25 protein-coding genes are annotated in these 23,961 nt (G+C 72.5%); 8 read left to right on the top strand and 17 right to left on the bottom strand.

Going from position 1 to position 23,961, the window contains the following annotated elements; all coding sequences use genetic code 11:
• Positions 1-34: 34 nt before the first annotated feature.
• Together ACFY7H_RS17810 and leuA are read right to left on the bottom strand one after the other, a co-directional pair.
• Positions 35-730, bottom strand: a complete 696-nt coding sequence (locus ACFY7H_RS17810) for a TerB family tellurite resistance protein (RefSeq protein WP_388939023.1) — start codon at positions 728-730, stop codon at positions 35-37.
• Between the two features lie 394 nt (positions 731-1,124).
• A complete protein-coding gene (gene leuA, locus ACFY7H_RS17805) occupies positions 1,125-2,888 on the bottom strand; it encodes a 2-isopropylmalate synthase (RefSeq protein ID WP_388939021.1) in 1,764 nt (587 codons plus the stop codon).
• Between the two features lie 366 nt (positions 2,889-3,254).
• Between leuA and ACFY7H_RS17800 the strand changes: the two genes are divergently transcribed.
• The 5 genes from ACFY7H_RS17800 (at position 3,255) to ACFY7H_RS17780 (ending at position 6,226) form a co-directional block, all read left to right on the top strand.
• The gene (locus tag ACFY7H_RS17800; RefSeq protein ID WP_388939020.1) at positions 3,255-4,331 is read left to right on the top strand and encodes a M4 family metallopeptidase; all 1,077 of its coding nucleotides are present in this window, start codon (positions 3,255-3,257) and stop codon (positions 4,329-4,331) included.
• 42 nt (positions 4,332-4,373) lie between these two features.
• A complete protein-coding gene (locus ACFY7H_RS17795) occupies positions 4,374-4,646 on the top strand; it encodes a protealysin inhibitor emfourin (protein WP_388939019.1) in 273 nt (90 codons plus the stop codon).
• 67 nt (positions 4,647-4,713) lie between these two features.
• Positions 4,714-5,334 carry a GNAT family N-acetyltransferase gene (locus ACFY7H_RS17790; RefSeq protein ID WP_388939017.1) on the top strand — a complete coding sequence of 207 codons (621 nt, stop codon included), beginning with the start codon at positions 4,714-4,716 and terminating at the stop codon, positions 5,332-5,334.
• Entirely contained in the window at positions 5,232-5,480 is a 249-nt protein-coding gene (locus ACFY7H_RS17785; RefSeq protein WP_388939015.1) for a GNAT family N-acetyltransferase, read from the top strand. Before ACFY7H_RS17790 ends, ACFY7H_RS17785 begins: the two co-directional genes overlap by 103 nt.
• A gap of 98 nt (positions 5,481-5,578) precedes the next feature.
• On the top strand, positions 5,579-6,226 hold the full coding sequence (locus ACFY7H_RS17780) for an SAM-dependent methyltransferase (protein ID WP_388939013.1): 648 nt from the start codon (positions 5,579-5,581) through the stop codon (positions 6,224-6,226).
• Positions 6,227-6,285: 59 nt separating this feature from the next.
• On the opposite strand, the gene era is transcribed toward ACFY7H_RS17780, so the two are convergent.
• The 13 genes from era to hrcA form a co-directional block, all read right to left on the bottom strand.
• On the bottom strand, positions 6,286-7,236 hold the full coding sequence (era, locus tag ACFY7H_RS17775) for a GTPase Era (protein ID WP_388939010.1): 951 nt from the start codon (positions 7,234-7,236) through the stop codon (positions 6,286-6,288).
• 309 nt (positions 7,237-7,545) lie between these two features.
• Complete coding sequence (locus ACFY7H_RS17770) at positions 7,546-7,911, bottom strand: cytidine deaminase (protein WP_388939008.1); 366 nt, start codon at positions 7,909-7,911, stop codon at positions 7,546-7,548.
• A gap of 77 nt (positions 7,912-7,988) precedes the next feature.
• Positions 7,989-8,342, bottom strand: coding sequence for an MmcQ/YjbR family DNA-binding protein (locus tag ACFY7H_RS17765; RefSeq protein ID WP_388939006.1), 354 nt, complete (start codon positions 8,340-8,342; stop codon positions 7,989-7,991).
• Positions 8,339-9,646 carry a hemolysin family protein gene (locus ACFY7H_RS17760; protein ID WP_388939004.1) on the bottom strand — a complete coding sequence of 436 codons (1,308 nt, stop codon included), beginning with the start codon at positions 9,644-9,646 and terminating at the stop codon, positions 8,339-8,341. Before ACFY7H_RS17760 ends, ACFY7H_RS17765 begins: the two co-directional genes overlap by 4 nt.
• Entirely contained in the window at positions 9,643-10,140 is a 498-nt protein-coding gene (gene ybeY, locus ACFY7H_RS17755) for an rRNA maturation RNase YbeY (RefSeq protein WP_388939002.1), read from the bottom strand. The genes ACFY7H_RS17760 and ybeY overlap by 4 nt, the downstream gene beginning before the upstream one ends.
• Before the next feature lie 13 nt (positions 10,141-10,153).
• Positions 10,154-11,209 carry a PhoH family protein gene (locus ACFY7H_RS17750; protein ID WP_388939000.1) on the bottom strand — a complete coding sequence of 352 codons (1,056 nt, stop codon included), beginning with the start codon at positions 11,207-11,209 and terminating at the stop codon, positions 10,154-10,156.
• A 128-nt stretch (positions 11,210-11,337) separates the two neighbouring features.
• The gene (locus ACFY7H_RS17745; RefSeq protein WP_388938998.1) at positions 11,338-12,423 is read right to left on the bottom strand and encodes a carbohydrate kinase family protein; all 1,086 of its coding nucleotides are present in this window, start codon (positions 12,421-12,423) and stop codon (positions 11,338-11,340) included.
• Positions 12,424-12,594: 171 nt separating this feature from the next.
• Positions 12,595-13,509, bottom strand: coding sequence for a ribonuclease Z (locus ACFY7H_RS17740; protein WP_388938997.1), 915 nt, complete (start codon positions 13,507-13,509; stop codon positions 12,595-12,597).
• Between the two features lie 3 nt (positions 13,510-13,512).
• On the bottom strand, positions 13,513-13,872 hold the full coding sequence (locus tag ACFY7H_RS17735) for a histidine triad nucleotide-binding protein (protein ID WP_388938995.1): 360 nt from the start codon (positions 13,870-13,872) through the stop codon (positions 13,513-13,515).
• A 117-nt stretch (positions 13,873-13,989) separates the two neighbouring features.
• Positions 13,990-14,736, bottom strand: coding sequence for a 16S rRNA (uracil(1498)-N(3))-methyltransferase (locus ACFY7H_RS17730; protein WP_388938993.1), 747 nt, complete (start codon positions 14,734-14,736; stop codon positions 13,990-13,992).
• Positions 14,733-15,824, bottom strand: coding sequence for a nitronate monooxygenase (locus ACFY7H_RS17725; RefSeq protein WP_388938991.1), 1,092 nt, complete (start codon positions 15,822-15,824; stop codon positions 14,733-14,735). Before ACFY7H_RS17725 ends, ACFY7H_RS17730 begins: the two co-directional genes overlap by 4 nt.
• A gap of 166 nt (positions 15,825-15,990) precedes the next feature.
• Positions 15,991-17,130 carry a molecular chaperone DnaJ gene (dnaJ, locus tag ACFY7H_RS17720; RefSeq protein WP_388938990.1) on the bottom strand — a complete coding sequence of 380 codons (1,140 nt, stop codon included), beginning with the start codon at positions 17,128-17,130 and terminating at the stop codon, positions 15,991-15,993.
• Complete coding sequence (gene hrcA, locus ACFY7H_RS17715; protein ID WP_388938988.1) at positions 17,131-18,147, bottom strand: heat-inducible transcriptional repressor HrcA; 1,017 nt, start codon at positions 18,145-18,147, stop codon at positions 17,131-17,133.
• A 162-nt stretch (positions 18,148-18,309) separates the two neighbouring features.
• Between hrcA and ACFY7H_RS17710 the strand changes: the two genes are divergently transcribed.
• The 3 genes from ACFY7H_RS17710 to ACFY7H_RS17700 all read left to right on the top strand — a co-directional run bounded on the left by ACFY7H_RS17710 (position 18,310) and on the right by ACFY7H_RS17700 (position 20,577).
• Positions 18,310-19,041 carry an MBL fold metallo-hydrolase gene (locus ACFY7H_RS17710; RefSeq protein ID WP_388938986.1) on the top strand — a complete coding sequence of 244 codons (732 nt, stop codon included), beginning with the start codon at positions 18,310-18,312 and terminating at the stop codon, positions 19,039-19,041.
• 28 nt (positions 19,042-19,069) lie between these two features.
• Positions 19,070-19,870 (top strand): DUF3097 domain-containing protein, encoded by an 801-nt coding sequence (locus tag ACFY7H_RS17705; protein WP_388938985.1) that lies wholly within the window; start codon positions 19,070-19,072, stop codon positions 19,868-19,870.
• 98 nt (positions 19,871-19,968) lie between these two features.
• A complete protein-coding gene (locus ACFY7H_RS17700) occupies positions 19,969-20,577 on the top strand; it encodes an ADP-ribosyltransferase (protein ID WP_388938984.1) in 609 nt (202 codons plus the stop codon).
• Between the two features lie 24 nt (positions 20,578-20,601).
• Here the strand turns inward: ACFY7H_RS17700 and hemW are convergent, their stop codons facing one another.
• On the bottom strand, positions 20,602-21,834 hold the full coding sequence (gene hemW, locus ACFY7H_RS17695; RefSeq protein ID WP_388938982.1) for a radical SAM family heme chaperone HemW: 1,233 nt from the start codon (positions 21,832-21,834) through the stop codon (positions 20,602-20,604).
• Between the two features lie 55 nt (positions 21,835-21,889).
• Complete coding sequence (locus tag ACFY7H_RS17690; protein WP_388938981.1) at positions 21,890-23,782, bottom strand: AMP-dependent synthetase/ligase; 1,893 nt, start codon at positions 23,780-23,782, stop codon at positions 21,890-21,892.
• Positions 23,783-23,961 lie beyond the last annotated feature (179 nt).

The following is a 23,961-nucleotide window of genomic DNA, read 5'->3' as shown; positions in this document are numbered from 1 at the left end:
AGAACCCGCCGGGTCCGCGATTTCGTACGCGTTCCTACGGGGCGCGGACCGCCGAGAGGAGGCCGGACACCTCGTCTGTGCCCATCCGCAGCGCCGCCCCGACGGTGGCCAGCACCTCGCGCTCGGCGGGGATGTAGGGGCCGTCCGCGAGGGCGATCCGCGCGCCCTGGAGCAGGATCGACTCCCGCCCCGGCGCGGCCAGGTGCGGGGCCAGGGGCTCCAGCGCCTCGTGGAGCTCGATCGACAGGGCGGCCCCGCAGCACTCGGGCCCGTCGTACAGCCCCAGCCGGCCCTCCTCGGTGGCCAGGGCGTCCACGAGGGACTCCAGCTGCTCCGCGGTGCAATCCTGGAACCCGGCGGCCCGTACGGACGCCACGGCGGCGTCCAGGGCGCTGCGCGAGGTGGTCCCGCCCGCCGCGAGCACGGCCAGCGCCACGGTGTGCACGGCGTCGCGCAGCAGCGCCGAGAAGCGAGTGGTGGTCAGGTGATCCAGCACGTCGGTGTCGAAGCGCTGCCGGCAGCCCTGGCACTCGATGACGGGCCCGGCCTCCCCGCGCGGCAGCAGCGGCACGCCGAGCACGGTGAAGCGCCTGCGCCCGGTGCGCCTGCGGAAATTGCGGTCACCGCCGCAGCCGGGGCAGAAGAACTCCCCGTCTCCCACGGTGCTCCAGGTGGTGCGGATGCCCCAGACGGTCAGCTTCCGGCCGTCCCCACCCCGAACTGGCAGCACGTCGCACCTCCGTATCTCCCCCGCGGCGCTCAGGACGCGGGCGGGACCCCTCCGGCAGCACCGCCGGGTTGGCGTGATGTTAGCCACATCGGTGAGGCCGCGTCAGTCGTGCGACAGGACAACATCGCGCGGGAACGGGAGTTGGCCGAAGTGCGCCCCCAGCGAGGGGCCGGGCGGCGCAGGGGATCCGCGTCAACGCGGTGCTTCCCGGAACCATCCGCACGGAGCGGGCGCCGACCCCCGGACGGAGACCGCGCGCCCCGGGAACGGTCCGCGAAACGAGCCCGGGAACGCCGGAGCCCCCGTCCCCCGCGGCGGGGGACGGGGGCTCCGGCGGGGCGGTTAGGCCCTGCCGTCAAAGTCCCGCCTGGCGGCGCTACGTTGACGACAGGACCTAGCGGCCCGCGCGGTTGACGGCGGAGATGACCGCCTTCAGGGAGGCGCGGGTGGTGTTGGCGTCGATGCCGATGCCCCACAGGACCCGGCCGTCGATCGCGCACTCGATGTACGAGGCGGCCACGGCGGAGGCGCCCTCGCTCATGGTGTGCTCGGTGTAGTCCAGCAGGCGGGCGTCGACGCCGATGCCGGCCAGCGCGTCGAAGAAGGCCGAGATCGGACCGTTGCCGGTGCCGTTCAGGACCGTCTCCACGCCGTCCACGACCGCCTCGACGGTCAGCGTGTCGGTGCCGTCCTTGTCGGTGGCGGTCGAACCGGAGCGCAGCTGGATGCGGCCCCACGGGTTCTCGGGGTTGGGCAGGTACTCGTCCGAGAAGACGTCCCAGATGGCCTTCGGCGTGACCTCGCCGCCCTCGGCGTCGGTCTTGGCCTGGATGATCCGCGAGAACTCGATCTGCATGCGGCGCGGCAGGTCCAGCTTGTGGTCGTTCTTCAGGACGTACGCGATGCCGCCCTTGCCGGACTGCGAGTTGACCCGGATGACCGCCTCGTAGGAGCGGCCGACGTCCTTCGGGTCGATGGGCAGGTACGGGACGGCCCACTCGATGTCGTCGACGGTCTTGCCCTGGGCGGCCGCGTCGGCCTCCATGGCGTCGAAGCCCTTCTTGATGGCGTCCTGGTGGGAGCCGGAGAAGGCGGTGTAGACCAGGTCGCCCGCGTAGGGGTGGCGCGGGTGGACCTCCATCTGGTTGCAGTACTCGCTGGTGCGGCGGATCTCGTCGATCTGCGAGAAGTCGATCTGCGGGTCGATGCCCTGCGAGAACAGGTTCATGCCCAGGGTGATCAGGTCCACGTTGCCGGTGCGCTCGCCCTGCCCGAACAGGCAGCCCTCGATGCGGTCGGCGCCGGCCATCAGGGCCAGCTCGGCGGCCGCGACGGCGGTGCCGCGGTCGTTGTGCGGGTGGACGGAGATGCAGATGTGCTCGCGGCGGGTCAGGTTGCGGGCCATCCACTCGAAGCGGTCCGCGTGGGTGGAGGGGGTCGAACGCTCCACGGTGGCGGGCAGGTTCAGGATGATCTCGCGGCCCTCGGCGGGCTGCCAGACGTCGCAGACGGCCTCGCAGACCTCCAGGGCGAAGTCCAGCTCGGTGTCGGTGAAGATCTCCGGGCTGTACTGGTAGCCGAAGACGGTCTCGGGGCCCAGCAGCTTCTCGGCGTACTCCATGACCAGGCGGGTGCCGTCGACGGCGATCTGCTTGATCTGCTCCTTGGAGCCGCGGAAGACGACCCGGCGGAAGGTCGGGGCGGTCGCGTTGTACAGGTGCACGGTGGCGCGCTTGGCGCCGACCAGCGACTCGACGGTCCGCTCGATCAGGTCCTCGCGGGCCTGGGTCAGTACGGAGATGGTGACGTCGTCCGGGATCGCGCCCTCTTCGATGATGGAGCGCACGAAGGCGAAGTCCGTCTCGCCGGAGGACGGGAAGCCGACCTCGATCTCCTTGTAGCCCATGCGCACCAGCAGGTCGAACATCTCGCGCTTGCGGGCCGGGGTCATCGGGTCGATCAGCGACTGGTTGCCGTCCCGCAGGTCGGTGGACAGCCAGCGGGGGGCCTTGGTGACGCGGGCGTCGGGCCAGGTGCGGTCCGGGATGTCCACCTGCTCGTACGCGCCGTACTTGTGGATCGGCATACCGGAGGGCTTCTGGGTGTGGGTCGCGTTCGTGATGGGCGTGGGGCGACCGACAAAAGGCTGCTGGCTCATGGCGTTGGGCTCCTCGCGTGTCCGCGTGTAGTTCGCTGGGACGGCCGACGGCGGTAGTGAAAACCGCAACACCAAACTCCGCGGGGAGGGGGCCGGCCTACGACTACAGACCCTCGCCGCGGCAGCTAAGGAGAAGCAGCCCGAAACGCATGATGGGCCGAGCCTAGCCGAGCCGCGCCGTATCGCGAGGACCTGTTTCAGTATGCAAGACCCCGGCGCCCGATTTGCACCCTTTGTGAGTTACGACTCTTTCCGGGCGCCCAGGTCAGGGCGATCCGTCAACGCGGCGCACTCCGTTTGAGACAACCGAATGAATCATGGTCGCTGCTAGTGACAGCGGCATGACCCACTGCCACATTGCCGTGCATGGATGCCTTCCTTTCCCCTGGCCACACCCCCCACCACCCCGTCTTCTGCACCGTGGTGCCGCCGCACCTGCTCCGCAAGGCCGCCCAGTCCCCGGACGGCGCGCGGGCCGAGGCCGCCCTGCGGACCCTCGAGCACGACAGCGGCCTGCGCGAGCGGCGGCAGATCAACGCCCTCCGCGGGATCGCCCCCTCCCTCGTCGACACCCCGGCCGAAGGGCCCTCGCGGACGGTCTACGACGCCCAGCACCGCACCCGGCTGCCCGGGAAGAAGGTCCGCGGGGAGGGGAGCGAGCCGGTCGGCGACTCCACCGTCAACCGTGCCTACGCGGGGCTCGGGGCGACGTACGAACTGTTTCTGAAGGCCTTCGGGCGGCACTCCAACGACGACTCCGGGCTGCCGCTGGACGCGACCGTCCACTACGGCGAGGACTACAACAACGCCTTCTGGGACGGCCGGCAGATGGTCTTCGGCGACGGGGACGGGGACCTGTTCCTCGACTTCACGGTCTCGGTGGACGTCATCGGGCACGAGCTGGCCCACGGCGTCACCCAGTACACGGCCAACCTCGACTACCACGGCCAGTCCGGGGCGCTCAACGAGTCCATGTCGGACGTCTTCGGCTCGCTGATCAAGCAGTACTCCCTCGGCCAGACCGCCGACCAGGCGGACTGGCTGATCGGTGCCGGGCTGCTGGGGCCGAACGTCACCGGGGTCGCGCTGCGCTCGATGAAGGCGCCCGGGACCGCGTACGACGACGACGAACTCGGCAAGGACCCGCAGCCCGCGACCATGGACGACTACGTCAACACCTCGCGCGACAACGGCGGCGTCCACATCAATTCCGGGATCCCCAACCACGCCTTCTACATCGCGGCCACCGAACTGGGCGGCAAGGCCTGGGAGCGGGCCGGGCGGATCTGGTACGACACGCTGACCGGCGGGCAGCTGGGCGAGAAGGCCTCCTTCAAGGACTTCGCCCGGCTCTCGGTGGCCTCGGCGGTCGCCCGGTACGGCGAGGGCGGCGCGGAGCACCAGGCCCTCCAGAAGGCCTGGTCGTCCGTCGGCCTGGCCTGAGCGGGCTGGGCGCGGCGGCCCGCATCGGGTAGAAGGGGCACCATGCGGATCGAAGTGGTGCGGACGGGCGGTTTCGCGGGGATCGAACGCCGGGCCGAGGTGGACACCTCGGGCCGGCCCGACGAGGAGGAGTGGCGGGCACTGGCCCTGCTGGCCCTGCGGCCGGACCCCCGCACCGAGCCGGGACCGGGCGGCGTGCGGGACGGGTTCTCGTACCGGATCACGGTGGACGGCCGGACGGTGTCCTGCCAGGACCCGCACCTGTCGGACGCCCAGCGCAGCCTGGTCGCGCGGGTGCTCAAGGAAGGCGCCTAGCCGGGGCCGGTCTCCGGGCCGGGCATAAGCGGGTGCCCGGCGGCGGCGGTTTTGCTTGGATGGCGGGATGAGTGAAACGATCTTGGCCGCCCTGGAGCAGTACTACGACACCGTCCCCCGCCGGGGCGGTGCGCGCGGCGAGGACTTCGGGCCGCTGACCCTGTTCGTGCAGGAGGGGCCGGGCTGGCAGTACTACGCGCGGCCCGCCGCCGGCGGCGCGAACGCGACCGCCGAGGACGTACGCGCGGTGCTGAAGAGGCAGCGGGAGCTGAAAGTGCCGGAGTCCTTCGAGTGGGTGGCCGAAAACACCCCCTCGCTGCGGGCCGCGGTGGAGGAGGCGGGGCTGCACGTGCACGCCCACCCGCTGATGGTCCTGGACGAGGACGCCGAGCCGCTCCCGCCGCATCCCGAGGTACGGCTGCTCGGCGCGGGGGACCCGCTGCTGCGGGCCGCCGTGACCGTCCCCGCGCTGGCCTTCCGCGAGCCGGGCACAGCCCGGGGCACGGCAGGACCGGCCCACCTCGCCGCGGCGCTGGAGGACCCGGCCTCGGAGGAGCACCGGGCCAGGGTGTCCGCGACGGCCTGGTGCTGTGCTCGGGCCAGTACAACCCGGTCGGCGACGTCGCCGAGATCGTCGGTGTCGGCACCCTGCCCGCCGCCCGGCGGCAGGGGCTGGCCCTCGGGGTGACGGCGGCGCTGGTCGTCGCGGCCCGCGCCCGCGGCGCCCGTACGGTCTTCCTGTCGGCCGGGGACGAGGACGTGGCCCGGATCTACGCCCGCGCCGGGTTCCGCCGGGTGGGAACGGCCCTCATCGCGGAGCCGGCGGCGGCCTGAGGCCCGGCGGGTTTGCCGGTTCGGCAACGGAAGTTGCCCGGGGCCCGGCCCCGGCGCAGCATCGGCCGTACCGGCAGACCCGTACAGGAAGAGGCCCCATGTCCGAGCAGCAGCACCACCAGGACCACCCCGCGGGCGCGGAATGGTGGGACGCCCGCTACCGCGAGAGCGACCGCATCTGGAGCGGCAGGGCCAACGCGGTCCTGGTCCGCGAGGCGTCCGGCCTCACGCCCGGGCGCGCCCTCGACCTCGGCTGCGGCGAGGGCGCCGACGCGGTGTGGCTCGCCCGGCGGGGCTGGCGGGTCACCGGGACCGACATCTCGGGGGTGGCGCTGGAGCGGGCGGCCGGGCACGCCGCCGAGGCGGGGCTCGCCGACCGCGTCGACTGGCAGCGGCACGACCTGGCGCGGTCCTTCCCCGACGGGGAGTTCGACCTGGTCTCCGCGTGCTTCCTGCACTCGTACGGGGACTTCCCCCGCGAGCGGATCCTGCGCACCGCCGCGACGGCCGTGGCCCCGGGCGGGATCCTGCTGATCGCGGGCCACGCGGGCGGGCCGTCCTGGGACCCGGACGCGCACGCGGACATCCACTTCCCGACCCCGGACGAGGTCCTCGCCCAGCTGGAGCTGCCGGAGGGCGGCTGGGAGGTGCTCGTCGCGGCCGAGCACGAGCAGGCCATGACGGCCCCCGACGGCCGGCCCGGGAGCCGCAGGGACAACGCGCTGAAGGTGCGCAGGCTCCGCTAGGCCCTGCCGTGGAGCGTCCTCGGCGTTGTCCCGCCGGGCGCTCCTTCGGCGACAGGGCCTTAGAAGCCGAGCTTGCGGAGCTGCTTGGGGTCGCGCTGCCAGTCCTTGGCGACCTTCACGTGCAGGTCGAGGAAGACCGGCGTGCCGAGCAGCGCCTCGATGTGCTTGCGCGACTTCATGCCGACCTCCTTCAGGCGCGAGCCCTTCGGGCCGATGATGATGCCCTTCTGGCTGGGACGCTCGATGTAGACGTTGGCGTGGATGTCCAGCAGCGGCCGGTCCGCGGGCCGGTTCTCGCGCGGGATCATCTCCTCGACCACGACGGCGATGGAGTGCGGGAGCTCGTCGCGCACGCCCTCCAGCGCGGCCTCGCGGATCAGTTCCGCGACCATCACCATCTCGGGCTCGTCGGTGAGGTCGCCCTCCGGGTACAGCGGGGGGCTCTCGGGCAGCAGCGGCGCGATGAGGTCGGCCAGCAGCTGCACCTGCTTGTCGCCGACGGCCGAGACGGGCACGATCTCGGCCCACTCGATACCGAGCTCGGCGCCCAGCTGGTGGATGGCGAGGAGCTGCTCGGCCAGCTGCTTGGACTCGACCAGGTCCGTCTTGGTGACGATGGCGATCTTGGGGGTCTTCTTGATCCCCGCGAGCTCCTTGGCGATGAACTTGTCGCCGGGGCCGAGCTTCTGGTCGGCGGGCAGGCAGAAGCCGATCACGTCGACCTCGGCCCACGTGGTGCGCACCACGTCGTTCAGGCGCTCGCCGAGCAGCGTGCGCGGCTTGTGCAGGCCCGGCGTGTCGACGAGCACCAGCTGCGCGTCAGGGCGGTGCACGATGCCGCGGACGGTGTGGCGGGTGGTCTGCGGCCGGTTGGAGGTGATCGCGACCTTGGTGCCCACGAGCGCGTTGGTCAGGGTCGACTTGCCCGCGTTGGGGCGGCCGACGAAGCAGGCGAAGCCCGCGCGGTGCGGGGCGTTGGGCTCGGGGGAACGATCGCTCATACGGGCCATTCTCCCCGATGCGGCCCCCCGCGCCGACCAGGCCGCTGCCGCGGGGGCGGCGGGAGGCTCGCGGCGCCCGTCGCCGGGCCGCCCGGGGCGGCGTCCGTACGGCCTCCGGAGCCGAACCGGCGGGCCGTCCCCGCCGCGGTCCGGGCCCGCTCCAGCGGGCCGGTGGCGCCCGCCGCGGCCCCCCGCGCCCGCCGGCTTCGCCCATCACGAGGGGGCGTCACCGCCCCGGGCCCCGGCGGCGCCCGCCTCCCGGAAAAACGCGCCGGCCGGCCGTCGGGCCGACGCCCGGCGCCGCCGGGGTCCCGGGGTTCAGGCTCCGGCGGGCGTGGTGGACTTCAGGGTGCCGTCCGGGGCGGCGAGCAGGACCGGGGTGGCGGGGCCGCCCAGGTCGCGGACCGCGGCGCGGTCGGCGTCGGCGGGGGCGTCGGCCGCGCTGACCACGGCCGCGGCCTCCAGGGAGCGCGCGCCGCTGGCGACCGCCATGGCGACGGCCGTCTGGAGGGCGCTCAGCTTGAGGGAGTCGAGCTCCACGGTGCCGGCGACGTACGTACGGCCGGTCTCGTCCCGTACCGCCGCCCCTTCCGGTACTCCGTTGCGGGCCCGGGCGCTGCGCGCCAGGGTGATGATCTTGCTGTCCTCGGGGTCGATGCCGTTGCCCACGGTGCTCTCGCTCATGGGCGACAGCATAGGGAGCGCCCCGGCGGAGCCCGGCGACGGCCCCGCCGGGACGGTCCCTTCGTGCGGGTTCCGCGTCACGGCCGGTCGAGCCGCAGCCGCTCCGCCCTCGGCATCCCGGCCACGACCAGGTCGTACGAGTCCTCGACCAGCTCCCGCACCAGTGCGTCCGGCAGACCGCCGACCGTCACGGTGTTCCAGTGCCGCTTGTTCATGTGCCAGCCCGGGACGATCGCCGCGTGCTCGGCCCGTAGCCGCACGGCCGCTTCCGGCTCGCACTTGAGGTTGACCTTCAGCGGCTCGGCGTCCAGCGCGGTCAGGGCGAACACCTTCCCCAGCACCTTGAACACCGAGGTCTCCGGGGTGAAGGGGAACTCCTCCACGGCCGCGTTGAAGCCCAGGCAGAACGCGCGCAGCTCCGCGGGGGTCACTCCGCCTCCGCCTCTTCGGCCTCCGTCACGACCACCGGCTCCACCAGCACCGTCACGATCTTGTTCCGGCGCCCCGCCGGGGATTCCGCCGTGAGCTTCAGCGGACGCCCGTCCGGCAGGTCCACCACCGCCGAGGCACCCGCGATCGGGACCCGGCCCAGCGCCTTCGCCAGCAGCCCGCCGACCGTCTCCACGTCCTCGTCGTCGAAGGCCAGGGCCCCGAACAGCTCTCCGAGGTCGGTGATGTCGAGCCGCGCCGTGACCCGGTAGCGGTCCTCGCCCAGCTCCTCCACGGGCGGGATCTCCCGGTCGTACTCGTCGGTGATCTCGCCGACGATCTCTTCCAGGATGTCCTCGATGGTGACGATGCCGGCGGTGCCGCCGTACTCGTCGATGACGACGGCCACGTGGTTGCGCACCGACTGCATCTCGCGCAGCAGGTCGCCCGCGTTCTTCGTGTCGGGCACGAAGACCGCGGGCCGCATCACCGTGGAGACCAGGTCGGACTCGGCGTCCCGGTTGATGTGGGTCCTGCGGACGAGGTCCTTCAGGTAGACGATGCCGACGATGTCGTCCTCGTTCTCCCCGGTGACGGGGATCCGCGAGAAGCCGGACCGCAGCGCGAGCGTCGTCGCCTGCCGGATCGTCTTGTAGCGCTCGATGCACACCAGGTCGGTGCGGGGCACCATCACCTCGCGCACGAGGGTGTCGCCCAGCTCGAAGACCTGGTGCACCATCCGGCGCTCGTCGTCCTCGATCAGCGATTCCTTCTCCGCGAGGTCCACCATCGCGCGCAGCTCCGCCTCGGAGGCGAAGGGCCCCTTGCGGAAGCCCTTGCCGGGGGTGAGCGCGTTGCCGAGCAGGATCAGGAGCTGCGGGACCGGACCCATGACCCGCGCCAGCGGTACGAGGACGTACGCGGCCGCCGTCGCGGTGTTCAGCGGGTGCTGGCGGCCGATCGTACGGGGAGACACGCCCACCGCCACGAAGGACACCAGGACCATCACGGCGATGGCGACGAGCAGCGCCGTCCAGTTCTCGCCGAACTCGTCGAGGCAGACGTACGTGACGAGCACGCCCGCCGCCATCTCGCAGGTCACCCGCACCAGCAGGGCCACGTTGACGTACCGGGTGGGGTCGCCGGCGACCTGGGCGAGCTTCGCGCTCCCGCGCCGGCCCTCCCGTACCGCCTGCTCGGCGCGGAAGCTGGAGACGCGGGCGATCCCGGACTCGGCGCACGCCGCGAACCAGGCCACCACGGTCAGCAGCACCGCCCCGGTGATCAGCTGGGCGGCGCCGGTCACGAGACGGTGGGGGCCGGCGACGGACCGGTCAGGCCGCGCTCGGCGCGCCAGCCGTCGACGATGGCCGCCTGGAGGCCGAACATCTCGGCCTTCTCGTCCGGCTCCTCGTGGTCGTACCCGAGCAGGTGCAGCACCCCGTGGACGGTCAGGAGCTGGAGCTCCTCGTCCATGGAGTGCCGCGTCGGCGCCTCGTCGCCCTGCTTCTTGGCCACCTCGGGGCAGAGCACGATGTCACCGAGGAGACCCTGCGGGGGCTCCTCGTCGTCCTTCGTCGGCGGACGGAGCTCGTCCATCGGGAAGGACATGACGTCGGTCGGTCCGGGGAGGTCCATCCACTGGATGTGGAGCTGCTCCATGGCGTCCTCGTCGATGACGATGACGGAGAGCTCGGACAGCGGGTGGATCCTCATCCGGGTGAGCGCGTAGCGGGCGATGTCGAGGATCGCCTGCTCGTCGACCTCGGTTCCGGACTCGTTGTTGACGTCGATCGACATGGTGCGCTGGGTTCTACTTCCGCTGGTTGCCGTTCCGGGCCGGACCGGTCTCCCGGGCCGCCTGGCTGTCGTCGTACTTCTCGTACGCGTCGACGATACGGCCGACCAGCTTGTGCCGGACGACATCCTCGGACGTGAGCCGCGAGAAGTGGATGTCCGGCACCCCTTCGAGGATCTCCTGGACCTGCCGCAGACCGCTCCTGGCACCGCCCGGAAGGTCGATCTGGGTGATGTCACCGGTGACGACGATCTTCGAATCGAAGCCGAGGCGCGTCAGGAACATCTTCATCTGCTCGACGGTGGTGTTCTGCGCCTCGTCGAGGACGACGAAGGCATCATTGAGGGTTCTGCCCCGCATGTAGGCCAGGGGCGCGACCTCGATGGTTCCGGCGGCCATCAGCCTTGGGATCGAATCCGGGTCGATCATGTCGTGCAGGGCGTCGTAGAGCGGGCGCAGGTACGGGTCGATCTTGTCGAACAGCGTGCCCGGGAGGAAGCCGAGCCGCTCGCCCGCCTCGACGGCGGGGCGGGTCAGGATGATCCGGCTGACCTGCTTGGACAGCAGCGCCTGGACCGCCTTCGCCATCGCGAGGTAGGTCTTGCCGGTACCGGCGGGGCCGATGCCGAAGACGATCGTGTGCTTGTCGATCGCGTCGACGTACCGCTTCTGGTTGAGGGTCTTGGGGCGGATGGTGCGGCCGCGGTTGGAGAGGATGTTCTGCGTGAGCACCTCGGCGGGGGTCTCCGGGTCACCGCCCTCGCTGCCGTTCGCCTTGAGCATGGCGATCGAGCGTTCCACTGCGTCCTCCGTCATCGGTTGCCCGGTGCGGAGCACCAGCATCATCTCGTCGAACAGGCGCTGGATCAGGGCGACTTCCGCCGCCGCCCCGACCGCGCTGACCTGATTGCCCCGAACATGGATGTCGGCCTTCGGGAAAGCCTTTTCGATCACGCGCAACAGCGCGTCGCCCGAGCCGAGCACGGTCACCATGGGGTGCGTCGCCGGGACCGTGAAGTGGGCGCGCGCCTGGCCCTGCGCCGGGGTGTGGGCTGTCGGTGTCTGAGTCATGGGCCGGCACTGTGGCCTGCGCATACCTCCCGCTGAGGGGCCGCGCCGATCGTCGACCTCCGGAATACCAAGGGTACGTCCACCCCCGCCCGAGCCCGAGGGGTTTTCCGGGCGGTCCCGGACGGGTCCTACACCGAGTGCCGGAAGCCGATGGTCGGGACCGCCCGGCGGCGCGAGCAGGGCGCGGCGCCCGGCGGGACGAGGGCGTCCAGGAAGGCGTAGCGGTCCCGCAGGGCGTCGGGGGCGGTGCGCCACCAGTGGGCCACCTCGGGCCAGCCCGGGGCGGAGAGGGAGCCGCCGAACTCCTGCACCGAGAGGGCGGCGGTCAGCCCGGCGAAGGCCAGCCGGTCGGCGAGCGGCCACCCCGCCAGGCTGCCCGTGACGAAGCCGGCCACGTACACGTCGCCCGCACCGGTCGGGTCCAGGGCGTCCACCGGGATCGCGGGGGCCTCCGCCGTCTCCCCGGTGCGGCTGTCGACCGCGTACGAGCCCTCCGAGCCCATGGTCACCACCGCGACCGGGACCTTCTCCGCGAGGGCCCGGGCCGCTCTGCGCGGACACTCGGTCCGGGTGTAGCGCATCGCCTCTCCCGCGTTGGGCAGGAACGCCTCGCAGTGCTGGAGGTCGGCCAGGGCGCCCAGGTCCCACCGCCCGGTCTCGTCCCAGCCGACGTCCGCGAAGATCCTGGAGCCCCGGCGGGCCGCCTCCGAGATCCAGTCCTCGGTCTGCCCGGCGCCGAGGGATGCCACCGCCGCGCGCGCCTTCGGCGGGCACCAGGGGAAGGGGCCGGGGCCCGCCGGGGGCGGTGCCTCGTGGCCGTGGGAGACCATGGTGCGCTCACCCTCGTACGCCATGGAGACCGTGACGGGGCTGTGCCAGCCGGGGACGGTGCGCGACATGGACAGGTCGATGCCCTCGCCCTGTTCGAGGGCGTCCCAGCAGTACTCGCCGTAGTGGTCGTCGCCGAAGGCGGCGGCCAGCGAGGTGCGCAGGCCCAGCCGGGCCAGGGCGGTGGCCATGTTGGCGACGCCGCCGGGGCTGGAGCCCATGCCGCGCGCCCAGGACTCGGTACCGCGCACGGGGGCCGAGTCGAGGCCGGTGAAGATGATGTCGAGGAAGACCGTGCCGGTCAGGAAGACGTCACAGCCCGGCTCTTGGGGATCGCGCACCGGTCCGAGCGGGTCGAGGGTGATGTGGCTGTCCCGACTGGTCACGGTGTGCTCCCCGGTGAAGTGTCGTTTCTGCGAGTGGGCTGGAAAACTGCCAGCCCTGCCCGGGCCGGGCAGGACCAAAACCCAGTGTGACGCACATCACCGGAGCGCCGCTCACCTCCGCCCCCAGCGCCACTGGAGGAACACCGAGGAACACCACCCCCGGCGCTCCTCCTACCGCTTGGGCAGGGCCACCCGCCCCAGGTCCGCCGCGATCGTCAGCTCCCCCTCGAATCCCGCCGCGCGGGCCTCGCGTTCGAACTCCGACGGATCCGCGTACCGCTGCGAGAAGTGCGTCAGCACCAGGTGCCGTACGCCCGCGTCCCGTGCCACCCGCGCCGCCTGTCCGGCGGTGAGGTGGCCGTGGTCGGTGGCCAGCCGGACGTCCGCGTCGAGGAAGGTCGACTCGATGACCAGCATGTCGCAGCCCTCCGCCAGCGCGTCCACGCCTTCGCAGAGCCGGGTGTCCATGACGAAGGCGAACCGCTGCCCCGCCCGGTGCTCGCTGACGGCCTCCAGCGTGACCTCGCCCTCCGGCCCCTCCAGCCGCCCCTCGCGCTGGATCCGGCCGACGTCGGGCCCCTTGATCCCGTACCGCGCGAGCAGCGCGGGAACCATCCGGCGCCCGTCCGGCTCGGTCACCCGGTAGCCGAAGGACTCCACCGGGTGCGAGAGCCGCCGCGCCTCCAGGACGTACGAGGGCCCGCGCGCGAGCACCCCGTCCGCGGCGACCGGCTCCTCCAGGAGCCGCACGGTCTCCCGGTAGGCGGTGGCGTACCGCAGCCGGTCGAAGAACTTCTGCCCCGAGGCCGGGTAGTGCGCCGTCACGGGGTGCGGGACCTGGTCGAGGTTGATCCGCTGGATCACCCCGGCCAGGCCCAGGCTGTGGTCGCCGTGGAAGTGCGTGACGCAGATCCGGTTGATGTCGTGCGCCGCGACCCCGGCCCGCAGCATCTGCCGCTGCGTGCCCTCGCCCGGGTCGAAGAGGATGCCCTCGCCGTCCCAGCGCAGCAGGTAGCCGTTGTGGTTGCGGTGCCGGGTGGGGACCTGACTGGCGGTGCCCAGCACCACGAACTCGCGTACGGACACGGCTTATCCGGGCGGCCACTGGAGGCCGCGGCCCCCGAGGACGTGCAGGTGCGCGTGGAAGACGGTCTGGCCCGCGCCGGCGCCGGTATTGAACACCACCCGGTAGCCGCTGTCGGCGATCTTCTCCTCGGCGGCGATCTCCCCGGCCTCACGCAGTATGTCGGCGATCACGCCCGGCTCGGCGGCGGCGAGGGAGGCCGCGTCGGGGTAGTGCGCCTTGGGGATCACGAGCACGTGGGTGGGCGCCTGCGGGTTGATGTCCCGGAAGGCGACGGTCGTTTCGCTCTCGCGGACGAGCGTCGCCGGGACGGTCCCCTCGACGATCTTGCAGAACAGGCAGTCCGCCTGCGGTTCCCCGGCCATTGCCGCGCCTCCCGTTGACGTTGATCGGTCGGGGCATGCTACCGGGCCGCCCCGCGACCGGGGGCCGGTGCGGGGCCGCGTACGGCGTCCGCCACCGGACCGCCCCCGGGTGGCGGACTACGACCAGCGCCCCGTGCGCGCCAGCAGCACCGCCGTCGCCGCCGTGCCGGCGGTCGACGTACGCAGCACCGAGGGGCCCAGCCGGTACGGCAGCGCCCCGGCCGCGGCGAAGGCGGCCAGCTCCTCCGGCGAGACCCCGCCCTCGGGACCGACCACCAGCACCACGGACCCCTTCTCCGGCAGCGGGGCCGTGGCCAGCGCCGCCGAGGGAGCGTCACGGTCCTCGTGCAGCACCACCGCCAGGTCGGCCTGCGCCAGCAGCGCGGCCACCTGCTTCGTGGACATCGCCCCGGCCACCTCCGGGAAGCGGACCCGGCGCGACTGCTTGCCCGACTCCCGGGCCGTCGAACGCCACTTGGCCAGGGACTTCTCGCCCCGGTCGCCGCGCCACTGGGTGATGCAACGGGACGCCTGCCACGGCACGATGGCGTCGACGCCGGTCTCCGTCATCGTCTCGACCGCCACCTCGCCCCGGTCGCCCTTCGGCAGGGCCTGCACCACGGTGATCCGTACGTCGGGCTCCGGTTCCTCCCTCACGGACTCCAGATCCGTGACCACCAGACGGTCCTTGCCCTCCGCCGCCTTGACCACGCCTTCCGTCCACCGGCCGCGCCCGTCGGTGAGGACCACGTCCTCGCCCGGGTTCAGCCGCTTCACGGACACCGCGTGCCGCCCCTCGGGGCCCTCCAGCACGAACTCCGGCCCCGCCGGAACCTCTTCGACCACGAACACGGGGGCCGTCATGACGCTCTCCTCATCTGCAATGCCTTCAACGCGTTCTGCGCCTCGGCCAGTTCCGCCACCAGCACTTCCACCAGCGCCCCGGCCGGGAGCGCCCGGGCCAGCCGGTGCCCCTGCCCGGCCCACAGGGACATGCCCTGCGGGTCCCCCGCCGCCGCCGCGGCCTTGCGCAGGCCCGAGGTCATGTCGTGGACCTGGGGGTAGGCGGCCGGGGCGTACGGCCCGTGCTCCCGCATGAAGCGGTTGACCAGCCCCCGCGCGGGCCGGCCCGAGAAGGCCCGGGTCAGTTCCGTGTGGGCGAACATCGGGTCGGTCAGCGCCCGCTTGTGCAGCGGGTGCGCGCCCGACTCCGGGCAGGCCAGGAAGGCCGTGCCGAGCTGCGCCGACTCCGCGCCGGCCGCGAGCACCGCCGCGATCTGCGCGCCCCGCATCAGACCGCCCGCGGCGGTGATGGGCAGGGCCACGGCCTCGCGTACCTGCGCGACCAGCGCGAGCAGGCCGACGCCGGCCGTGCCGTCGGTCTGCGGGTCGTCGCGGTGGGTGCCCTGGTGGCCGCCCGCCTCGATCCCCTGGACGCAGACGGAGGCGGCGCCGGCCGCCTGCGCGGTACGGGCCTCGTCGACCGAGGTGACGGTGACGACGGTGTGCGTGCCGGCCCGGCGCAGCCGCTCCAGGACGTCGGGCGCGGGCGTGCCGAAGGTGAAGGAGACCACCGGGACGGGGTCCTCCAGCAGGATGGCGAGTTTGGCCTCGTAGCCGTCGTCGCCGGTGCCGATGATGTCCTCCGCGGCGAGCGAGACCGCGTACCATCCGGCCTCGCCGGCCAGCTGCCCGCGGTAGGTCTCGACGGCGGCCGGGTCCACGTAGCCGGTCTGCGGCACGAAGAGGTTGACGCCGAAGGGCCGCCGGGTCAGGCCGCGGGTCCGCTTGATCTCCTGGTACATGCCGTCGGCGGTCTTGTACCCGCCGGCGAGGCAGCCGAGCCCGCCAGCCTCGCACACGGCGGCGACGAGCGGCGGGCAGGAGGCGCCGCCCGCCATGGGAGCCTGCACGATCGGGTACTGGTGGAGACCGTTCGGCGCGGAGGACATGGACTGCATCGTGCCACGTCCCGGGCACCGCGCCGAACCGTCGCTTTCGCCTGGCATAGTCCGTCCCCGGGCGGTGTCCGGGAATCGACGCGTGCCGTGATCCGGGAAGCACGGAGCCCGGCCCGGGGCGTCCCCGGACCGGGCTCCGTACGGGTTCCCGGGCGCCTCAGCGGCCGTTGAACGCGTCCTTCAGGCGGCTGAAGAGGCCCTGCTGGCCGGGGGCGAACTGCCCCATCGGCCGCTCCTCACCGCGCAGCTTGGCGAGCTGGCGCAGCAGCTCCTCCTGCTGGGCGTCGAGCTTGCCGGGAGTGGTGACCTCGACGTGGACGATCAGGTCGCCCCGGCCGCCGCCGCGCAGGTGGGTGACGCCGCGCCCGTGCAGCGGGATGGCCTGCCCGGACTGGGTGCCGGGCCGGATGTCGATCTCCTCCATGCCGTCCAGCGTCTCCAGCGGGCACTTGGTGCCCAGGGCCGCGGCCGTCATGGGGATGGTGACCGTGCAGTGCAGGTCGTCCTGGCGCCGCTGGAAGGTCGGGTGCGGCAGCTCGTGGATCTCCACGTAGAGGTCGCCGGCGGGGCCGCCGCCGGGGCCGACCTCGCCCTCGCCCGCGAGCTGGATCCGGGTGCCGTTCTCGACACCGGCGGGGATCTTGACGGTGAGGCTGCGGCGGGAGCGGACCCGGCCGTCGCCCGCGCACTCGGGGCACGGGGTCGGGACCACGGTGCCGAAGCCCTGGCACTGCGGGCAGGGGCGCGAGGTCATGACCTGGCCGAGGAAGGACCGGGTGACCTGGGAGACCTCGCCGCGGCCGCGGCACATGTCACAGGTCTGCGCGGAGGTGCCGGGGGCGGCGCCCTCGCCGGTGCAGGTGCCGCAGACGACGGCCGTGTCGACCTGGATGTCCTTGGTCGTGCCGAAGGCGGCCTCGTCCAGTTCCAGGTCCAGGCGGATCATGGCGTCCTGGCCGCGGCGCGTCCGCGAGCGCGGGCCGCGCTGCGAGGTCTGGCCGAAGAAGGCGTCCATGATGTCGGAGAAGTTGCCGAAGCCGCCCGCTCCGAAGCCGCCCGCGCCGCCACCGCCGCCCGAGGAGGACAGCGGGTCGCCGCCGAGGTCGTAGACCTGCTTCTTCTGCGGGTCCGAGAGGACCTCGTAAGCCGCGTTGATCTCCTTGAAGCGCTCCTGCGTCTTCGGGTCCGGGTTCACGTCCGGGTGGAGTTCACGGGCGAGGCGGCGGAAGGCCTTCTTGATCTCGTCCTGCGATGCGTCGCGGCGCACGCCGAGTACGGCGTAGTAGTCCGTGGCCACTTACGACTCCGCCAGGATCTGTCCGACGTAACGTGCCACTGCGCGTACCGCTCCCATCGTTCCGGGGTAGTCCATGCGGGTCGGTCCGACCACGCCGAGTTTGGCGACTGCTTCGCCGCCCGAACCGTAGCCGACGGACACGACCGACGTGGAGTTGAGCCCCTCGTAGGCGTTCTCGTGCCCGATCCGTACGGCCATTCCCGACTCTCCGGCCTCGCCGAGCAGCTTGAGGAGCACCACGTGCTCTTCGAGCGCTTCCAGCACCGGCCTGATCGTCAAGGGGAAGTCATGTCCGAAGCGAGTGAGGTTGGCGGTGCCGCCGATCATCAGCCGCTCCTCCGCCTCCTCGGCCAGCGTTTCGAGAAGGGTCGCGAGGACGGCCGTGACGGTCGCCCGGTCCTCGATCTCGAACGACTCCGGAAGGTCCTGCACCAGCTGCGGGACGTCGGTGAACCGACGGCCCACGACCCTGCTGTTGAGCCGCGCCCGCAGGTCGGCGAGGGAGTTCTCGCCGAAGGGCGTCTGGGTGTCGACCATGCGCTGCTCGACGCGTCCCGTGTCGGTGATCAGTACGAGCATCAGCCGGGCCGGGGCCAGCGACAGCAGCTCGACGTGCCGCACGGTGGAGCGGGTCAGCGACGGGTACTGGACGACGGCGACCTGGCGGGTGAGCTGCGCGAGCAGCCGCACCGTGCGCCCGACCACGTCGTCGAGGTCGACGGCGCCGTCGAGGAAGTTCTGGATGGCCCGGCGCTCGGGGCTCGACAGCGGCTTGACGCCCGCGAGCTTGTCGACGAAGAGCCGGTAGCCCTTGTCCGTGGGGATCCGGCCGGCGCTGGTGTGGGGCTGGGCGATGTAGCCCTCCTCCTCCAGCACGGCCATGTCGTTGCGGACGGTGGCGGGCGAGACGCCCAGCCGGTGCCGCTCGGTGAGGGCCTTGGAGCCGACGGGCTCCTCCGTCCCCACGTAGTCCTGGACGATGGCGCGCAATACCTCGAGCCTGCGTTCACTGAGCATCGCGCACACCTCCGGATGCGGGTCGGTCGTCGGTCTGGCCGTCGGGGGCCGGTCGCTGGCTTGTTGGCACTCTGCGCGTCTGAGTGCCAGACATCCCCCGGTCAGTGTACGGCCGGGTAGTACGCCGCGGGCAAGGGCGGCCCGCCAGGGTAGCGTCGCGGCATGGACGTGCGTTGGGAAGAGGCGGGCTGGGAACGGGTCACCGGACGGGTCGGCCGGCGGCGGCTGCCGGTGTGGGACTGCACGGTGGGGCTGGTGGTGGGGGACGAGTCGGTACTGTTGGTCGACCCCGGGTCCTCGGTGCGCGAGGGGGCGGGGGTGCGGGCCGAGGCGGAGCGGCTGACGGGCCGCCGCGTGACCCATATCGCATTCACGCACGGACATTTCGACCACGTGCTGGGCGGGGCGGCCTTCGCGGGCGCCGAGACCTTCGGGGCGGTCGGCCTGGACCGGATGCTGTCGGCCCCCACCGGCCGCGAGGAGGTACGGGCGAGCGCGGTCCGGCACGGCCTGGCGGAGGCGGAGGCCGCCGAGGCGGCCGGGCTGCTCCGGGCACCGCGGCACCTGGTGTCGGGCGAGTGGACCCTGGAGCTGGGCGGGGTGCAGGTGCTGCTGGCCAACGTGGGGCCCGCGCACTCCCAGCACGACCTGGCCGTCTTCGTGCCGGGCGAGCGGGAGGCGGTGTTCTGCGGGGACCTGGTCGAGGAGTCGGGCGAGCCCCAGGCCGGCCGGGACGCGGTGCCGGGCCAGTGGCCGGCCGCCCTGGACCGGCTGCTGTCCCTGGGCGGGGACGACGCGGTGTACGTGCCGGGTCACGGAGCGCTGGTGGACGCGGGCTTCGTGCGTGCGCAACGCGCCACACTGGCGGGCCGGTTCGGCGTGTCGGAGGCGTGAGGGCGCCGGCTCTCCTAGTGTCGGCCGGATGCGTGAGTACTCCCCCGACCTGACCCCGCAGTGGAAGCGCGCCAAGGCCGTGCCGGAGGTGCCGGCCGACCCGGACCTGGTGGTCGAGGTGGCGGGTACGGACTTCTGCGGCGCGGTGGTGGCGTGCGAGGCGGGCACCGTGACCCTGGAGGACCGTTTCGGCAAGCGCCGGGTCTTCCCTCTGGAGCCGCGCGGCTTCCTGCTGGACGGTGCCGTGGTGACCCTGACCCGCCCCTCGCGGGGGCCCGCCGCGCCGGCCCGTACGGCCTCCGGCTCGATCGCCGTCCCGGGGGCGCGGGCCCGGGTGGCGCGCGCCGGGCGGATCTACGTGGAGGGGCGGCACGACGCCGAGCTGGTCGAGCGGGTGTGGGGCGACGACCTGCGGATCGAGGGCGTGGTGGTGGAGTACCTGGAGGGCGTCGACGACCTGGCCGCCGTGGTGGAGGAGTTCGCCCCGGGGCCGGACGCCCGTCTCGGCGTGCTGGTGGACCACCTGGTGCCGGGGTCCAAGGAGTCCCGGATCGCGGCCTCGGTGACCTCAGCGGACGTGCTGGTGGTGGGTCACCCGTACGTGGACGTCTGGCAGGCGGTGAAGCCGTCCGTGCTGGGCATCCGGGCATGGCCGGAGGTGCCGCGCGGCCAGGACTGGAAGACGGGCGTCTGCCGTGCGCTGGGCTGGCCCGCGAACACGGGGGCCGCCTGGCAGCACATCCTGTCGCGGGTGTCCTCGTACCGGGACCTGGAACCGACGCTGCTGGGCCGCGTCGAGGAGCTGATCGACTTCGTCACGGCGCCCTGAGGCGCGGCACGCCGAGGCACCGCGCACCGTCGGACGACTCGCCCACCTCCGGGTGACAGTGCGTGTGCGGAGCGCCACGAAGGGCAAGGGTGCTCACCATGATCACCTTTGCTCTGCGGCAGCGCGCCGTCCTCGCCGCGACCGTGCTCGCCGCCGCCCTGCTCCCGCCCGCCTCCGCCTCGGCCACGGCGCACGCCGCCCCGGCGAACTCGTGTCCCCGGGTGACCGACCACCTCTTCGCCGCGGCGGACAAGACCGTCGTGGTGGAGCGCATCACCCCGTCACCGTCCTGGCGGATCAACTGCAAGCAGCTCTACCGCTCCGACGGCCGTCCGCCGTCGGTGGTCTTCGAGGAGGGCTTCAAGCCGAAGGCACCCCTGGACGGCCAGTACGACATCGAGCAGTACGTGCTGGTCAACCAGCCCTCCCCGTACGTGTCGACCACCTACGACCACGACCTGTACAAGACCTGGTGGAAGAGCGGCTGGAACTACTACATCGACGCCCCGGGCGGGGTGGACGTCAACCAGACCATCGGCGACACCCACAAGTACGCCTCCCAGGTGGAGGTCGCCTTCCCCGGCGGCATCGACCGCTCCTTCATCGTCGCGGTGTGCCCGGTCGACAAGACCTCCAAGACCGAGATCATGGACGAGTGCCAGGACAACCCGCACTACAAGCCCTGGCGCAACAGCTGGCCGAGCTGACCCCGCCCCTGCGCCGGGACCTGGTCAGTCGACCAGGTCCCGCACCACGGCGTCGGCCAGCAGCCGCCCGCGCAGCGTCAGCACCGCCCGCCCCGCGTCGTACGGCCCGGCCTCCAGGAGGCCGTCGGCCAGGGCACGGCGGGAGGCCGCGAGGCCCGCGGGGGCCAGCAGGGACAGCGGGACGCCGTCCACCAGCCGCAGCTCCAGCAGGATCCGCTCCACGCGCCGGTCCTCCGCCGACAGCAGCTCGCGCCCCGCGCCCGGCGACCGTCCCTCCGCCAGTGCGGCCGCGTACGCGCCGGGGTGCTTCACGTTCCACCAGCGCACCCCGCCGACGTGCGAGTGGGCACCCGGGCCCGCGCCCCACCAGTCGGCGCCGCGCCAGTACAGCTCGTTGTGCAGGCAGCGGCCGGCCTCGGAGGTGGCCCAGTTCGACACCTCGTACCAGGAGTACCCGGCCCGCTCCATGACCTCGTCGGCGATCAGGTACCGGTCGGCGTGCACGTCGTCGTCGGTCATCGGGACCTCGCCGCGGCGGATCCGGCGGGCCAGCTGCGTGCCCTCCTCGACGATCAGGGCGTACGCGCTGACGTGGTCGGGCCCGGCGCCGAGCGCGGCCTCCAGCGAGGCCCGCCAGTCGTCGTCGGACTCCCCCGGGGTGCCGTAGATCAGGTCGAGGTTGACGTGCTCGAAGCCCGCGGCCCGCGCCTCCGCGACGCACGCCTCGGGGCGCCCGGGGGTGTGCGTGCGGTCCAGCACCTTCAGGACGTGCTGCCGGGCGCTCTGCATGCCGAAGGAGATCCGGTTGAAGCCGCCGGCCCGCAGCTCCGCCAGGTAGTCCGGGTTCACGGACTCCGGGTTGGCCTCGGTGGTGACCTCGGCGTCCTCGGCCAGCCCGAACTCGTCGCGGATCGCCGCGAGCATCCGTACGAGGTCCCGCGCGGGCAGCAGCGTGGGCGTGCCGCCGCCGACGAAGACGGTCCGCACGGCGCGCGGGTCGTCGCCGAGCACCTCGCGGGCGAGGCGGACCTCGCCGATCAGGGTGTCGGCGTAGTTCTCCCGGGAGGCGAGCACGCCGCCGGTACCGCGCAGCTCGGTGGCGGTGTAGGTGTTGAAGTCGCAGTACCCGCAACGCGTGGCGCAGTACGGGACGTGCAGGTAGAAGCCCAGCGGCCGCCCCCCGGCGCCCTCCAGGGCGTGCGACGGAAGCGAGCCGTCTTCGGGCATGGGTTCACCATCGGGCAGTGCGGAAGGCATGACGCCATTGTCCCGCACCGCCCCATGGTCGTTTACGCCCCCGGCCGGGGCCGGACTAGGCCTCCCGGGAGCCCTCGTACATTTCGTCGATGAGGTGCTTGAACTCACGCTCGACGACCGGGCGCTTCAACTTGAGGCTGGGGGTGAGGTCGCCGTGTTCGACGTCGAGATCGCGCGGCAGGATGCGGAACTTCTTGATCGTCTGCCAGCGCTGGAGGCCCTCGTTGAGGGTCTGCACGTACGTCTCGATCAGGCGGCCGGTCTCCGGCGCCGCGAGGACCTCCGCGTACGTCTTGCCCTCCAGGCCGTTCTCGGTGGCCCAGCCCAGGATCGCGGGCTCGTCGAGGGCGACCAGGGCCGAGCAGAAGTTCCGGTCGGCCCCGTGGACGACGATGGCCGACACGTACGGGCAGATCGCCTTGAACCGGCCCTCGATCTCCGCCGGGGCGACGTACTTGCCACCCGAGGTCTTGATCAGGTCCTTCTTGCGGTCGGTGATGCGCAGGTAGCCGTCCGGGGAGAGCTCGCCGATGTCGCCGGTGTGCAGCCAGCCGTCGCTTTCCAGGACCTCGGCGGTCTTCTCGGGCTGGCCGTGGTAGCCCTGCATGATGCCGGGGCCGCGCAGCATGACCTCGCCGTCGTCGGCGATGCGGACCTCGGTGCCGGGGAGCGGCTTGCCGACGGTGCCGGTGCGGTAGGCCTCGCCCGGGTTGACGAAGGAGGCCGCGCTGGACTCGGTCAGGCCGTAGCCCTCCAGGATGTGGATGCCGGCGCCGGAGAAGAAGTAGCCGATGTCGGGGGCCAGGGCGGAGGCTCCGGAGATGGCGGCGCGCAGGCGGCCGCCGAAGGCCTCGCGGAGCTTGGAGTAGACGAGCGTGTCGGCGATCTTGTGCTTGGCGGAGAGGGCGAAGGGGGCCGTGGCCCGGCCGGTGCGGCGGTAGTTGTCCTGGGTGACCTTGGCGTACTCGCGGGCGACGCCGACCGACCACTGGAAGATCTTGTACTTGGCCCCGCCGCCCGCCCGGGCCTTGGCGGCCACGCCGTTGTAGACCTTCTCGAAGATGCGCGGGACGGCGGCCATGTAGGTGGGCTGGACGACCGGCAGGTTCTCGATGATCTTGTCGATGCGGCCGTCGACGGCGGTGACGTGCCCGACCTCGATCTGGCCGGAGGTGAGCACCTTGCCGAAGACGTGGGCCAGCGGCAGCCACAGGTACTGGACGTCGTCCGAGTGGATCATGCCGGTGGCGACGGTGGCCTTGGCCATGTACGACCAGTTGTCGTGCGGGAGGCGGACGCCCTTGGGGCGGCCGGTGGTGCCGGAGGTGTAGATGAGGGTGGCGAGCTGGTCGGGGGTGATGGCCGCGATCCGCTCCTTGACCGCCGCGGGGTGCTGGGCGAGGTGTTCCCTGCCGCGCTCCTCCAGCTCGGCGAGGGAGAGCACCCAGCCCTCCGGGTCGCCCTCGGCGGGGACGGCGTCGGCGGCCTCCAGGACCACCACGTGGGCGAGGTCGGGCAGGTCGGCGCGGCGCTCGCGGGCCTTGGCCAGCTGGGCGGCGTCCTCGGCGATCAGCACCCGGCTCTCGGAGTCCGAGAGGATGAAGGCGGACTCGTCGGCGTTGGTGCTGGGGTAGATGGTGGTCACGGCGCCGCCGGCACACATCACACCGAGGTCCGAGAGGATCCACTCGACGCGGGTGTTGGAGGCGAGCGCGACCCGGTCCTCGGCGCGCAGGCCGAGGCCGATGAGGCCGGCGGCGATGGCGAAGACCCGGTCGGCGGCCTGCCCCCAGCTGAGCGACTTCCAGTCGTCGGGACCGCCTTCGCGGCCGGCCGCGGCCACCGGGAAGCGGTAGGCCTCCGCGTTCGGCGTGGCGGCGACGCGGTCAAGGAAGAGGGCCGCCACGGTGGGCGGGCGGTTCTCGATCAAGGTCTGTGTGTCGCTCACGGACGTCCTCCGGACCACGCGGCAGGGCCTGTTCGGCATGACTACGGGCATGACTACGAGCATGTAACTGGCGAGTAACCGCTACTCAGACTAGGGGGCCTCCGCCTGGCGCGTAAGAGCCATCCGGCGGCCGATTCATAACGAAACAGGCCCCCGAGCCTACGCTCGGGGGCCTGTTT

Origin of the sequence: Streptomyces sp. NPDC012794 (assembly GCF_042901085.1) — a bacterium.
In the GTDB taxonomy this organism is placed as follows: domain Bacteria; phylum Actinomycetota; class Actinomycetes; order Streptomycetales; family Streptomycetaceae; genus Streptomyces.
The sequence above is the reverse complement of the archived record's forward strand: the minus strand, read 5'-3'. Positions and strand labels throughout refer to the sequence as shown.

Bases quoted from the DNA above. Each gene is read 5' to 3' on its own strand.
- ACFY7H_RS17770 (WP_388939008.1), bottom strand. From the start codon at position 7,911: ATGAGCGAGAGCACCGTGGGCAACGGCATCGACCCCGAGGACAGCAAG.
- ACFY7H_RS17750 (WP_388939000.1), bottom strand. From the start codon at position 11,209: ATGACTCAGACACCGACAGCCCACACCCCGGCGCAGGGCCAGGCGCGC.
- ACFY7H_RS17710 (WP_388938986.1), top strand. From the start codon at position 18,310: ATGGACGTGCGTTGGGAAGAGGCGGGCTGGGAACGGGTCACCGGACGG.
- leuA (WP_388939021.1), bottom strand. From the start codon at position 2,888: ATGAGCCAGCAGCCTTTTGTCGGTCGCCCCACGCCCATCACGAACGCG.
- ACFY7H_RS17780 (WP_388939013.1), top strand. From the start codon at position 5,579: ATGTCCGAGCAGCAGCACCACCAGGACCACCCCGCGGGCGCGGAATGG.
- ybeY (WP_388939002.1), bottom strand. From the start codon at position 10,140: ATGTCGATCGACGTCAACAACGAGTCCGGAACCGAGGTCGACGAGCAG.
- ACFY7H_RS17800 (WP_388939020.1), top strand. From the start codon at position 3,255: ATGGATGCCTTCCTTTCCCCTGGCCACACCCCCCACCACCCCGTCTTC.
- hemW (WP_388938982.1), bottom strand. From the start codon at position 21,834: ATGCCTTCCGCACTGCCCGATGGTGAACCCATGCCCGAAGACGGCTCG.
- ACFY7H_RS17700 (WP_388938984.1), top strand. From the start codon at position 19,969: ATGATCACCTTTGCTCTGCGGCAGCGCGCCGTCCTCGCCGCGACCGTG.
- ACFY7H_RS17725 (WP_388938991.1), bottom strand. From the start codon at position 15,824: ATGTCCTCCGCGCCGAACGGTCTCCACCAGTACCCGATCGTGCAGGCT.
- ACFY7H_RS17705 (WP_388938985.1), top strand. From the start codon at position 19,070: ATGCGTGAGTACTCCCCCGACCTGACCCCGCAGTGGAAGCGCGCCAAG.
- ACFY7H_RS17790 (WP_388939017.1), top strand. From the start codon at position 4,714: ATGAGTGAAACGATCTTGGCCGCCCTGGAGCAGTACTACGACACCGTC.
- hrcA (WP_388938988.1), bottom strand. From the start codon at position 18,147: ATGCTCAGTGAACGCAGGCTCGAGGTATTGCGCGCCATCGTCCAGGAC.
- ACFY7H_RS17735 (WP_388938995.1), bottom strand. From the start codon at position 13,872: ATGGCCGGGGAACCGCAGGCGGACTGCCTGTTCTGCAAGATCGTCGAG.
- ACFY7H_RS17795 (WP_388939019.1), top strand. From the start codon at position 4,374: ATGCGGATCGAAGTGGTGCGGACGGGCGGTTTCGCGGGGATCGAACGC.
- era (WP_388939010.1), bottom strand. From the start codon at position 7,236: ATGGCCCGTATGAGCGATCGTTCCCCCGAGCCCAACGCCCCGCACCGC.
- ACFY7H_RS17730 (WP_388938993.1), bottom strand. From the start codon at position 14,736: ATGACGGCCCCCGTGTTCGTGGTCGAAGAGGTTCCGGCGGGGCCGGAG.